This window comes from Mesorhizobium sp. WSM4935, from assembly GCF_029625735.1.
GTDB lineage: Bacteria > Pseudomonadota > Alphaproteobacteria > Rhizobiales > Rhizobiaceae > Mesorhizobium.
Genome location: NZ_JARTVR010000003.1, coordinates 422,362 through 434,624, shown reverse-complemented (window position 1 = coordinate 434,624; position 12,263 = coordinate 422,362). Strand labels below are relative to the sequence as shown.

Genomic DNA, 12,263 nt, shown 5'->3' with positions numbered 1-12,263 from the left:
CGCTGCTTGGGCAACAGCTGGTCATAATGGTAGAGTCGGGAGGGTTCGCCAAGCAACTCTGTGCGGGCAGAGTCCGGCAGAGTTCAAAGCAATGAATGGGCTATACTGAAAACACTGTGCGGCCCGCGACCATCGTCTGCAAGACTTTGCCCTGCAGGCGCGCGCCTTCGAAGCAGGTGTTCTTCGAACGCGAGCGCAGTCCGCTTTCGCTGACGATCCACGGTTCGTCGACATCGACGATTGCGAGATCGGCCGGCGCGCCCGGCTGCAGCGTGCCACCCGGCAGGCCGAACAGTCGCGCCGGCGCAGTGGACAGCGTCTCGATCAGCCTGAGCAGCGGCACATCCCCATTGTGGTAGAGCCGAAGTGCCGCGCCAAGCAGCGTTTCCAGACCGATCGCGCCGGCGGCGGCATCGGCGAAGGGCAGGCGCTTGGTGTCGACGTCCTGCGGGTCGTGCGAGGAGACGATGATGTCGATCGTGCCGTCCTTGATCGCCTCGATCATCGCCAGCCTGTCGTCCTCGGCGCGCAAGGGCGGGGTCAGCCGGAAGAAGGTGCGGTATTCGCCGACATCGTTCTCGTTGAGCGACAGATTGTGGATGGCGACCCCGGCCGTGACGTTGGCGCCTTCGGTCTTGGCCCGGTTCACCGCGCCGGCCGCCATCGCGGACGAGATTTTTGCCGCGTGATAGGCCCCGCCGGTCAGCCGGGCCAGCGCCAGATCCCGCTCCAAGGGGATGAGCTCGGCTTCGCGCGGAATGCCGGAAAGGCCGAGCCAGCTTGCATAGAGGCCTTCGTTCATCACGCCGGAAGAGGCGAGGTCGGCATCCTGGGTCTCATGCGCGATCACGCCGCCGAAATCACGCGCGTAGGTCAGCGCGCGGCGCATCACCAGCGCGTTGGCGATCGTGTGTCTGCCGTCGGTATAGGCGACGGCGCCCGCCTCGCGCAGCAGGCCGAATTCGGTCATCTCGCGGCCTTCGAGGCCCTTGGTGATCGCGGCGGCCGGAAAGATGTTGACGCTTGCGGTGTCGCGCGCCGTGCGCAGCACGAATTCGACCAGCGCCACATTGTCGATCACCGGGTCGGTGTCGGGCATCATGACGATGGAGGTGACGCCGCCGGCCGCCGCCGCCACGCTTGCCGAGGCGATGGTCTCGCGATGCTCGCCGCCGGGTTCGCCGATGAAGACGCGCGCGTCGACAAGACCTGGAATGATCGTTTTGCCGGCGCAGTCGACGACGGCAGCGCCTTCCGGCGCGCCCTGGTTCAATGCCGCTTTTCCGGCAGCGACGATCTTGCGGCCGTCGACGATGAGGCTGCCGATCTCGTCGACGCCACGCGACGGGTCGACAATGTGCGCCTTGCTGAAGACGGTCACGCTCATGCGCCGCGCCCCTCATGGTTGCGGCGCGGATCAAGCAGCGCTTCCATCACCGCCATGCGCACGGCCACTCCCATCTCGACCTGTTCCTGGATGACACTTTGCGGTCCGTCGGCGATCTCGGAGGCGATCTCGACCCCGCGGTTCATCGGGCCGGGATGCATGACCAGCGCATCGTCCTTGGCGGCTTTCAGCTTTTCGGCATCGAGGCCGAAATAACGGAAATATTCGCGGATCGACGGCACGAAGGCGCCTTCCATGCGCTCGCGCTGCAGGCGCAGCATCATGACCACGTCGGCATTCTTCAGCCCCTCGGCCATCGAGCGCGCGACGATCACGCCCATCCTGTCGATGCCGGAGGGCAGCAGCGTCGAGGGAGCGACAACGCGCACCTGCGCGCCGAGTGCATTCAACAGCATGATGTTGGAGCGGGCGACGCGCGAATGCAGGATGTCGCCGCAGATCGCCACGATCAGCTTCGAGAGCGGCCCCTTGGCCCGGCGGATGGTCAGCGCGTCGAGCAACGCCTGCGTCGGGTGCTCATGCGCGCCGTCGCCAGCATTGACCACCGAGCAGCCGACCTTCTGGGCGAGCAGGGCAGCCGCGCCCGCCGACTGGTGACGGATGATCAGGATGTCGGGCCGCATGGCGTTGAGGGTCATGGCCGTATCGATCAGCGTCTCGCCCTTCTTCACCGAGGAGCTTGCCACCGACATGTTCATGACGTCGGCGCCGAGGCGCTTGCCGGCGAGCTCGAAGGACGACTGCGTGCGGGTCGATGCCTCGTAGAACAGGTTGATCTGGGTGCGGCCGCGCAGCGTCGTGGTCTTCTTTTCAGATTGCCGCGAGATCGCCACGGCCTGGTCGGCGCGATCGAGCAACAGCTCGATATCGGCCGGGGAAAGATCGCGGATGCCCAGAAGATGGCGGTGGGGAAAGAGTGGCAGGGACGAAGCGTCGATCATCTCAAGGCGCTGCTATAGGGTGCGGTCCGGTCTGCCGCAAGCGCCAGCTTTGGATTGCGGGCGTTCTCCCCGGTATTTTCGTCGCGCGCCTTCCGTAGCTTGGGCTATAAGGCCCAGGGGTTTCGGATTCGCGACCGCGACCTTGGAAATGCTAAGAACCTCTCGGCCAATTGAAGGATTGGGCAACTGAAGGATTGGGCGTGACCGACGAGGTGATCAACCAGCCGCCGCCGCTGACGGGCGGCAATGCATGGCGGGGCGATCCATTGCTCATCCAGCTTGCCGAGCGTTTTTCCGATCCCGTGCGCAAGGATCTCGACGGGCTTGGCCGGTTCGTGATGACGCAGGAGGCGCAGGAGCTCGCCCGCCTCGCCAATACCGACACGCCGAAATTGCGGACGCATGACCGCCAGGGCCGGCGCCTCGACGTGGTCGAATACCATCCGGCCTATCACGCCCTGATGCGCCGCTCGATTGCCGGCGGCCTGCATTCTTCGGTGTGGGAAAACGGCGACGCCGAGATCGGCCGCCGCCATCAAGTCAGAGCGGCGCGCTTCTATCTGACCGCGGAACTCGAAACTGGGCATTTGTGCCCGATCACCATGACCAGCGCCTCGCTGGCAGCGCTGATGGCGAGTCCGAAGCTTTTCCGCGAATGGGCGCCGCGCGTGACGACGCGCAAATACGACCAGACCCAAAAGCCTCCCGTGCAGAAGACCGGGCTGACGCTCGGCATGGGGATGACCGAGAAGCAGGGCGGCACCGATGTGCGCGCCAACACCACCAGGGCGGAGCGCACGGGAAGCGGCTTCTACCGCTTGACCGGGCACAAATGGTTCATGTCGGCGCCGATGTCCGATGCCTTCCTGGTGCTCGCCCAGGCATCTGAGGGACTGTCCTGCTTCCTCGTTCCGCGCATCCTGGGTGACGGTTCCGGCAATGGCTTCCGCTTCCAGCGGCTGAAGGACAAACTCGGCAACCGCTCGAACGCCTCGTCGGAGGTGGAATTCGTCAATGCGATCGGCGAGATGGTCGGCGACCCGGGCGCCGGCGTGAAGACGATTATGGACATGGTGACGCTGACCCGGCTCGACTGCGCTGTCGCTTCGTCGGCGCTGATGCGGGCGGGCCTCGCCGAGGCCGTGCACCACGCGCGCCATCGCCAGGTGTTCGGTTCCAATTTGATCGACCAGCCGCTGATGCAGCGGGTTCTGGCCGATATGGCGCTCGATGTCGCCGCGGCCACCGCGCTGTCGTTCCGACTGGCGCGCTCCTTCGACGAGGCTGCAAGCGACCGCGGCGAGGCGGCCTTTGCCCGCGCCATGACCCCTGTCGTCAAATACTGGGTCTGCAAGATCGCGCCGGCGCTGCTTTACGAGGCGATGGAATGCCTTGGCGGCAACGGCTATGTCGAGGAGGCGCCGCTTGCCCGCTACTATCGCGAGGCGCCGGTCAACGCGATCTGGGAAGGCTCGGGCAATGTCATGGCGCTCGATGTGCTGCGCGTGCTTGGCCGCGCGCCGGGCCTGTTCGAGGAAGTGCTCGCCGGCATCGACCGCGATCTCGGCACCGGCGGGCGCGGCACCATCGGCGTGCTGAAGGCTGCCATGCAGGTGGCGGCGACCGACCAGGGCTCGGCGCGGCTGCTTACCGAACAACTCGCGCTGTCGGCCGCCGCGGCGGAACTGCGCCGGCTGGGAGCAGGGCGCATCGCAGACGCCTTCGTCGAAACGCGGCTGGGCGGTCAGTGGCGCACCACTTACGGCATGCTCGATTCGCGCCATGACGCGCGCATGATCATCGACACGCTCTATCCGCCGGTGACCTGATCCCGTCCAAAATCAAAGAGCATGATCCGAAACCGTTTCACGCGCTTCGCCGAGCTGTGGATAGCCGTTAACCTTAACGAATGGTTTCCGTTGCGGCGAACCGTGGCAAAGCCCAATCTCCGCTTGCTGGAGTAGGGAAAGGTTAACCATGACCTCCCCGACCTCCGCCAGCGGGAAGCGTATGCGGCACGTGTTGAGCTCAGTTCTGGCCTTGCATTGGGCGGTGGTTTTCGCCCTGCTTGCCTATATCTGCATGGATGGCAGCCGCGGCGTAGCGGCGGCGCTCGGCGTGCTTGGCTTGTCGGTCCAGGCCAGCCGGCTTCCCGAGCTTGAAAATCTTGCCGTGCGGGCGCCGCTTTCGATCGCGCTCCTGACCGTCGCGGTGTTGTTCTGCTGGGCCTTCGTCGAAACGCTGCTGAACACGGCGACGAGCGCGGACGCGGGCGAGAGCGTGGCGCGGATCGCCTTCATCTCGGCATCTTTCCTGCTTTCGCTGATCCTCATCGGCGGCGTGGCGCAAGGCATAGACGGCCTGTTCATGATCGTCGCCATCCAGATGACGGCGCTGCTTGCTTCTTATGTCGCGGTGCTGGCGGAGCGCCGCTCCAGCTTCGCCGCGCTGCATTTGCCCGAGGGCGATGTTCGCGCGGCCTCGCTCATGGCGATGGGCGCCGCGCACAGTTCGCTTCTTTCCCGCATATCCGGCCGCCCGGAAAACAAGCCTGGAGGCAGGCGCTGATGCGCACGATATTCACGCTCTGGGCTGCTCCGATGGCCATCTTCTGGGGATGGTTCTTCCTGTCGGCCAACGACATGAATTTCGGCTACGCGATGCTGAGCCGACAGGTGCACGATTTCGCTTTCCAGCTCTACGGCCAGATGCTCGGCGTCGATCCGGCTATCATCCCGGGCATGGTGGCGCGAACCTGCGTTTTCGACTTTTTCCTGCTCATGGGACTGTGGGCCTTCCGCCGCCGGCGCAACATCGCCGCATGGATCAGGCAGCGCCGGCAGGGCGTTATCAGCCCCGAGCGGCTCGGCCGAGCGACTGAAGCCGGTCCAAGGCTCCCTGCAGAATAAAGGCGGCGGCCGCCGAATCGATCTTGCCGGCGCGCTTCTTGCGCGAGAAATCCATCTCTATCAGCGTCCGCTCGGCCGCGACCGTCGACAGCCGCTCGTCCCACAGCACGAAGGGCAGGTCGGAAAGCGGCGCCATGTTGCGGACGAAGGCGCGCGATTTTTGCGCACGAGGCCCTTCCGAGCCGTCCATATTGACCGGGAGGCCGAGCACGACGGCGCCGACATTGTCCTTATCGAGCAGAGCGAGCAGTTGGGCGGCATCGAGCGAGAATTTCCTGCGCAGGATCACCGGGCGCGGATGGGCGAAGGACAGGCCGCGATCGGAGACCGCCACGCCGATCGTCTTGTCGCCGAGATCGAGCCCGGCGAGAGTCTTGCCGTCGGCAAGCCGCGCCGGCAGTTCCTCGATTGAAATAATGCCCAACGGCTTTTCCTGAAATCCAGGCGTCACACATCCTTTTGACGGTGGAGAGCGCCGCGCTACTTTCAATTTGCCGCCAGCGTTCTATCCTTCGGCAACGGAAAAATCGAGGAAGCATTCATGAAACTGACCTGGTACGGACATTCGGCATTCCGCGTCGAGACCAAGGACGCCACCATTCTCATCGACCCCTATCTGGTCGGCAATCCGTCCTGGACGGGCGGCTGGGAAGGGCCGGCGGACGGCGTCACGCATGTTCTCCTGACTCACGGTCATAACGACCATGTCAGCGGCGCGGTTGAGGTGCTAAAGAAAAGCGGCGCCATGCTGGTCGCCAATTTCGAGATCTGCATGTATCTCGTCGGCCAGGGCGTCAGCGGCGACAAGATCAATCCGGGCAATATCGGCGGCACCGTCGATTGCGGACCGTTCACCACGACCTTCGTCCAGGCGTTGCACTCGTCCTCTTTCGGCGGCGAAGGCGGCACGAACACCTATCTCGGCAATCCGGGCGGGCTCGTCCTGCATTTTCCCGAGGATAAGACGCTCTACCATATGGGGGACACCGACATCTTCTCCGACATGGGGCTGATCAACGAATTGCACGAACCGAAGATCGGCATCGTGCCGATCGGCGACCGCTTCACCATGGGTGGCGCGGTGGCGGCCCTTGCCTGCCGCCGCTTCTTCGGCTTCGATACGGTCGTTCCCTGCCATTTCGGCACCTTCTCGATGATCGACCAGACCGCCGACAAGTTCGTCGCCGGCATGGAAGGCTCGGGCGTCAAGGTGGCGCTGCCGGAGATCGGCAAGGCGATCACCATCTAGGCTGCTGTTCGGGAATCCGGAACAAAGTCATAGCCTTGGGGTGGAATCTTTGCGTTTCGGCGCAAGCCGCGGCGACGCCCGCGCCGGCGTGCGCGCAAGCTGGCACAGCGGCAGCTAGCATCAGTGGGGGGACGTAACGTTATCGCGATGGCGACAAGGCACTGCACGCGATTGACCGGCATCATCCATGTTGCGCGCCGGGCGCGCCGCCGCTATAGCCCGCACTGGTTTTCCCGAGGCGATAGAACATGTCCGTTGATCTTCAGACCGTGAAGCGCGTCGCGCACCTTGCCCGTATCGCGGTGAGCGAGGAGGACGCCGAGCGCATGACCGGCGAATTGAACGCCATCCTCGGCTTCGTCGAGCAATTGAACGAGGTCGATGTCACGGGCGTCGAGCCGATGACCTCGGTCACGCCGATGGAGATGAAGAAGCGCCAGGATGTCGTCATCGACGGCAACAAGCCCTCCGACATCGTCGCCAACGCGCCGGCAACGGATGAGAACTTCTTCCTCGTCCCGAAGGTGGTGGAGTAGGCCGTGGCTGTCGAGATCGCCGTCGAGACGCCTTTGCAGGACGACGTGCGCGCGCTCGTCGCCGAACTCAATGCCGCGCTGCTCGAACTGACGCCGCCCGAGCACTGCTATCATCTCACCGTCGAGCAGATGGCAGGCTCGGATACGACTGTGTTCATTGCCCGCGATGGCGGGCTTGCCGTCGGCTGTGGTGCTCTCAAGCGCCATGAGGGCGGCGTCGGCGAGGTCAAGCGCATGTATACGCGACCTTCGCACCGCGGCCGCAAGATCGGCGCCGAGATCGTCGGACGGGTCGAGGCGCTCGCCCGGCAGGAAGGGCTGACGCGCCTGGTGCTTGAAACCGGCGATCGGCACCCTGCGGCGTGGACAGTCTATGAGCGCGCCGGATTCTCGCGTTGCGGACCGGTGCTGGATTATCCCGACTCGGAGTGGTCGGTCTTTTATGAAAAGAGCCTTGCCTGATGAGCGATCTCACACATCTCACCATTTCCGAGGCCCGCGCCAAGCTGCGCGGCAAGGAGATCACCGCGGCCGAGATCACCGAGGCATATCTCGCTGCGATCGATCGCGCCAATCCGGTGCTCAACGCCTATGTGGCTGTCACCGCCGACAAAGCGCGCGACATGGCGAAGAGCTCCGATGCCAGGCTCGCCAAGGGCGAGGGCGGCGCGCTGGAGGGCATTCCGCTCGGCATCAAGGACCTGTTCGCCACCGAAGGCATCCACACCCAGGCCTGCAGCCATGTTCTGGACGGCTTCAAGCCGCGCTACGAGTCGACCGTGACCAGCAATCTTTGGGCCGACGGTGCCGTCATGCTCGGCAAGCTCAACATGGACGAGTTCGCCATGGGCTCGTCGAACGAGACCTCCTATTACGGCCCGGTGATCAATCCGTGGCGGCGCTCGCGGGTCGATACGGTCGTCATGCCGACGACGCATCAGGGCGATGGCGGCTTTGTTTCCGCCGGCGGCGCGAAGACGGCGCGGACCTATGACAACATGCAACTGGTGCCGGGCGGCTCGTCGGGCGGTTCGGCATCGTCTGTGGCCGCCTTCCTCTGCGCCGGCGCTACGGCGACCGATACCGGCGGCTCGATCCGCCAGCCCGCCGCGCTGACCGGTACGGTCGGCATCAAGCCGACTTACGGCCGCTGCTCGCGCTGGGGCATCGTCGCCTTCGCTTCCTCGCTCGACCAGGCCGGGCCGATCGCGCGCGACGTGCGCGATGCCGCCATCCTGCTGAAGTCGATGGCTTCCGTCGATCCGAAGGACACGACCTCGGTCGACCGCCCGATACCGGACTACGAAGCGGCGATCGGCAAGCCGATCAAGGGCATGAAGGTCGGCATTCCGAAGGAGTATCGTGTCGACGGCATGCCGGAAGACATCGAGGCGCTCTGGCAGCAGGGCATCGCCTGGCTGAAGGACGCCGGCGCCGAGATCGTCGACATCTCGCTGCCGCATACCAAATATGCCTTGCCAGCCTATTATATCGTGGCGCCCGCCGAGGCTTCGTCGAACCTCGCCCGCTATGACGGCGTGCGCTACGGCCTGCGTGTGCCCGGCAAGGACATCGTCGACATGTATGAGAAGACCCGCGCCGCCGGTTTCGGCCGCGAGGTCAAGCGGCGCATCATGATCGGCACCTATGTGCTGTCGGCGGGCTATTACGACGCCTACTATCTGCAGGCGCAGAAGGTGCGCACGCTGATTAAGCGCGACTTCGAGAAGGTCTTTGCCGCCGGTGTCGACGTCATCCTGACGCCCGCGACCCCGTCGGCCGCCTTCGGCATCGCCGACGAGGACATGGCCTCCGATCCGGTCAAGATGTATCTCAACGACATCTTCACGGTGACGGTGAACATGGCGGGCCTTCCCGGCATTTCCGTGCCGGCCGGCCTCGACGGCAAGGGCCTGCCGCTCGGCCTGCAACTGATCGGCCGTCCGTTCGACGAGGAAACGCTGTTCCAGACCGCTTATGTCATCGAACAGGCGGCGGGTAGGTTCCAGCCGGAAAAATGGTGGTAGGGTCAATCCCGTCAGGGTCAGTGCCCACCCAGCGTTGTGAGTGATGTTCTTCTTCCTGTCGAAGCTCTTTTGGTTCGTCGCCAGGCCACTCAACTTGGCGATCTTCCTGCTGCTGGCAGGCTTGGTTGCCGGCATGTTCGGTCGCCAGCGATTGGCAACCACCGGCAGCGTTGTCGCCTTTCTCATCCTTGTGCTTTCGACATGGTCGTCGATTGGCGTCATGATGCTCAACCCGCTGGAAGAGCGCTTTCCGAGGCCGCCGCTGCCGGCAAAGGTGGACGGCATCGTCGTGCTGGGCGGCGCCATGGACGGCGCGGTCAATATCGTACGCGGCGGCTATGAATTGAACGCCAGCGGCGACCGCATCGTCGAGGCGGCGGTGCTGGCCCGGCGGTTCCCGACGGCAAAGGTCGTCGTCACCGGCGGTCCGCTCGAAATGATCGGCGAAGGCGAGGGCGATGCCGACGCCGCGCCGCGCCTGCTTACAGCGCTCGGGGTAAGCACCGATCGCCTGGTCCTCGAGAATAAATCCCGCACCACCTACGAGAATGCCATATTCACCAAGAGGCTGGTGATGCCTAAGCCGGGCGAGACCTGGCTGCTCGTCACGTCGGCTTTCCATATGCCGCGCGCGAAGGCACTGTTCGACAGGGCCGGCTTTCCTACTGTTCCCTGGCCGGTCGACTACTGGACCACGGGAAAGGAACGCCTGTATCGCACAAGCCCTGGTGACAATCTGGAAATCACCACCAAGGCGCTTCGTGAATGGGCTGGGCTCATCGCTTATTGGATCGCCGGACGCATCGATCAGCCTTTTCCCGGACCGGGCGGCTGACCGAGCACCGCCTGCCGCGCCGCCGAGAAGAACTGGCGGCGTACCAGCACCGCCAGAAGCACCAGGGTCGATATGACGAAGACCACCGGGTCGACGAACCAGCCGAGATAGCCGATCGAGAAGAAGACGGCGCGCAGCCCGGAGTTGAAGTGCTTGCCGGCAAGCACATTCATGCGCGTCGCCCGCCATACCGCCGTCTCGCTGACCGGATTGCGCGAAGCCGGGCCGTGCGGGGTCGGCACCGCGCCGATCAGGATCGAGCAATAGTTGAACAGCCGGTAGGCCCAGCCGAATTTGAAGAAGGCGAAGGCGAGAATCAGCACCAGGCCGAACACCTTGGTCTGGAAGGCTTCGCGCGACGAAGCCGCGCCGAAGGGCAGGTCGGCCAGCACCTGAAGCACGCGGTCGGAGGCGCCGAGCAGGGCAAAGCAGCCGCCGAGCGCAATCAGGGAAGACGAGGCAAAGAAGGCGGTACCTTGCTGCAGGCCGCCCATGATGGCGGTGTCGACGATGCGGATCTCGCGCTCGGCCATGTTGCGCATCCAGGCCTCGCGCTGCGTGTTCATGGCGGTCGTCAGCGAGACGCGGCTGATCAGCCTGCCGTCGGAGGCCAGCGTGTGCAGCACCCAGACGGCCAGGAAGAAGGTCAAAGCCGCCAGATCTGCCGTTGAGAGGTGGAGTGAGTCGCCCATGACTTCTTGTAACACGGGCCGGGCCGGTGCTTCGACGGGCGCTCGAGGCGCCGGCATTGCGATGTCGCTGGCGGAGCAAACAAGGTCGGCAGCCGCCGCGCCGTGCCATGCAAAACATCGGAAACATCGCGGGAATTCCTATATGTAAGTCTTGATTGGCCTCCAGGAGACAACGGCCCCGTGTTCCTTTCGGTTTTCGACCTGTTCAAGATCGGCATCGGCCCGTCGAGTTCGCACACGATGGGACCGATGACGGCCGCGCGCCGTTTCCTCGACGAGATCCTGGCCGGCGACTGGCCGCGGCCGGCGGGCGTGAAAGTCGATCGCATAGGCGCCAGCCTGCATGGCTCGCTCGCCTATACCGGCATCGGCCACGGCTCGGACCGTGCCGTCATCCTCGGCCTGGCAGGCCAGATGCCGCAGACGGTCGACCCGGACGAGGCCGACGGCATCGTCGTCCGCATCGGCGCGGAGAAGCGGATTTCACCGCCTGGGCATCCGACTTATCGTTTCGATCCCGCCAAGGATCTCGTGCTCGACCGCAAGACGCCGCTGACCGGCCATGCCAACGGCATGGCCTTCTATGCCTATGACGCATCCGACCGGCTGCTGCTCAAGCGCATCTATTATTCGATCGGCGGCGGCTTCGTCGTTTCCGAGGAAGAGCTGCAGCGCATGAAGGCCAAGGGCTCGGTGACGACAGAAGGCAAGAAGGTGCCGTACCCGTTCAAGAATGCCGTCGAGATGCTGGCGATGGCGGCAAAAAGCGGGCTTTCGATCGCCGAGATGAAGCGCGCCAACGAGGAAAAGCACATGTCGCGCGAGGAGCTCGATGCCGGCCTCGACGCGATCTGGGGCGCCATGAAAGGCTGCATCGATCGCGGCCTGTCGCAGGACGGCGTCATGCCGGGCGGGCTGAAGGTGCGCCGCCGCGCGCGGCAACTGCACGACAAGCTGCAGGAACAGTGGCAGCAGAACCGGCCCAATCCTCTGCTCGCCAATGACTGGCTGTCGATCTACGCCATGGCGGTCAACGAGGAGAACGCCGCCGGCGGCCGCGTGGTGACGGCGCCGACCAATGGAGCTGCCGGCACGCTGCCGGCGGTGCTGCGCTACTGGCTGCATTTCCATCCCGAGGCCGACCAGCCGAGCATCCGCGACTTCCTGCTGACGGCCGCCGCCGTCGGCGGCATCATCAAATCGAACGCCTCGATTTCGGGCGCCGAAGTCGGCTGCCAGGGCGAGGTGGGTTCGGCTTCGGCAATGGCGGCGGCAGGTCTCTGCGCCGTGATGGGCGGCACGCCCGAGCAAGTGGAGAACGCGGCCGAGATCGCGCTCGAACATCATCTTGGCATGACCTGCGATCCGGTCGGCGGCCTCGTGCAGGTGCCCTGCATCGAGCGCAATGCTCTGGGCGCGGTGAAGGCAGTGACGGCCGCCTCCCTGGCCATCAAGGGCGACGGCACGCATTTCGTGCCGCTCGACGCCGCGATCGAGACCATGCGCCAGACTGGCCTGGACATGAATGAGAAGTACAAGGAAACCAGCCTCGGCGGGCTGGCGGTCAACGTCGTCGAGTGCTGAGGTCTTACCCGAGATCCGAGGTTGGCCCTGTGGAGAAGTCGCTCAAGGCGTTGACGCGTCAACCCTTGCGGCTAAATCTTGG

At 64.7% G+C, this 12,263-nt stretch carries 13 protein-coding genes; 9 read left to right on the top strand and 4 right to left on the bottom strand.

What is annotated here, in order from left to right; genetic code table 11:
* Positions 1-100 precede the first annotated feature (100 nt).
* Complete coding sequence (locus P9273_RS10125; RefSeq protein ID WP_040995020.1) at positions 101-1,387, bottom strand: dihydroorotase; 1,287 nt, start codon at positions 1,385-1,387, stop codon at positions 101-103.
* A complete protein-coding gene (locus P9273_RS10120; protein ID WP_278048771.1) occupies positions 1,384-2,349 on the bottom strand; it encodes an aspartate carbamoyltransferase catalytic subunit in 966 nt (321 codons plus the stop codon). Before P9273_RS10120 ends, P9273_RS10125 begins: the two co-directional genes overlap by 4 nt.
* 200 nt (positions 2,350-2,549) lie before the next feature.
* Between P9273_RS10120 and P9273_RS10115 the strand changes: the two genes are divergently transcribed.
* The 3 genes from P9273_RS10115 to P9273_RS10105 all read left to right on the top strand — a co-directional run bounded on the left by P9273_RS10115 (position 2,550) and on the right by P9273_RS10105 (position 5,258).
* The gene (locus P9273_RS10115; protein ID WP_040995324.1) at positions 2,550-4,178 is read left to right on the top strand and encodes a DNA alkylation response protein; all 1,629 of its coding nucleotides are present in this window, start codon (positions 2,550-2,552) and stop codon (positions 4,176-4,178) included.
* 181 nt (positions 4,179-4,359) lie between these two features.
* Positions 4,360-4,917, top strand: coding sequence for a hypothetical protein (locus tag P9273_RS10110; protein WP_278049028.1), 558 nt, complete (start codon positions 4,360-4,362; stop codon positions 4,915-4,917).
* On the top strand, positions 4,917-5,258 hold the full coding sequence (locus P9273_RS10105; protein ID WP_040995015.1) for a DUF6105 family protein: 342 nt from the start codon (positions 4,917-4,919) through the stop codon (positions 5,256-5,258). The genes P9273_RS10110 and P9273_RS10105 overlap by 1 nt, the downstream gene beginning before the upstream one ends.
* Here P9273_RS10105 and ruvX read toward each other — a convergent pair.
* Positions 5,200-5,682, bottom strand: coding sequence for a Holliday junction resolvase RuvX (ruvX, locus tag P9273_RS10100; protein ID WP_278048770.1), 483 nt, complete (start codon positions 5,680-5,682; stop codon positions 5,200-5,202). The two genes, P9273_RS10105 and ruvX, sit on opposite strands and share 59 nt — an antisense overlap.
* Before the next feature lie 117 nt (positions 5,683-5,799).
* On the opposite strand from ruvX, the gene P9273_RS10095 reads away from it, so the two are divergent.
* The 5 genes from P9273_RS10095 to P9273_RS10075 all read left to right on the top strand — a co-directional run bounded on the left by P9273_RS10095 (position 5,800) and on the right by P9273_RS10075 (position 9,905).
* The gene (locus P9273_RS10095; protein WP_278048769.1) at positions 5,800-6,507 is read left to right on the top strand and encodes a metal-dependent hydrolase; all 708 of its coding nucleotides are present in this window, start codon (positions 5,800-5,802) and stop codon (positions 6,505-6,507) included.
* A gap of 248 nt (positions 6,508-6,755) precedes the next feature.
* Entirely contained in the window at positions 6,756-7,043 is a 288-nt protein-coding gene (gatC, locus tag P9273_RS10090) for an Asp-tRNA(Asn)/Glu-tRNA(Gln) amidotransferase subunit GatC (protein WP_040995008.1), read from the top strand.
* A 3-nt stretch (positions 7,044-7,046) separates the two neighbouring features.
* A complete protein-coding gene (locus P9273_RS10085; protein ID WP_278048768.1) occupies positions 7,047-7,505 on the top strand; it encodes a GNAT family N-acetyltransferase in 459 nt (152 codons plus the stop codon).
* Positions 7,505-9,070: an amidase gene (locus tag P9273_RS10080; RefSeq protein ID WP_278048767.1), complete on the top strand. Its 1,566-nt coding sequence runs from the start codon at positions 7,505-7,507 to the stop codon at positions 9,068-9,070. Before P9273_RS10085 ends, P9273_RS10080 begins: the two co-directional genes overlap by 1 nt.
* Positions 9,071-9,113: 43 nt before the next feature.
* A complete protein-coding gene (locus P9273_RS10075; protein ID WP_278049027.1) occupies positions 9,114-9,905 on the top strand; it encodes a YdcF family protein in 792 nt (263 codons plus the stop codon).
* On the opposite strand, the gene P9273_RS10070 is transcribed toward P9273_RS10075, so the two are convergent.
* A complete protein-coding gene (locus P9273_RS10070) occupies positions 9,878-10,597 on the bottom strand; it encodes a DUF599 domain-containing protein (protein ID WP_278048766.1) in 720 nt (239 codons plus the stop codon). The two genes, P9273_RS10075 and P9273_RS10070, sit on opposite strands and share 28 nt — an antisense overlap.
* Before the next feature lie 180 nt (positions 10,598-10,777).
* On the opposite strand from P9273_RS10070, the gene P9273_RS10065 reads away from it, so the two are divergent.
* On the top strand, positions 10,778-12,181 hold the full coding sequence (locus P9273_RS10065; RefSeq protein ID WP_278048765.1) for an L-serine ammonia-lyase: 1,404 nt from the start codon (positions 10,778-10,780) through the stop codon (positions 12,179-12,181).
* The last annotated feature ends 82 nt before the right edge of the window (positions 12,182-12,263 follow it).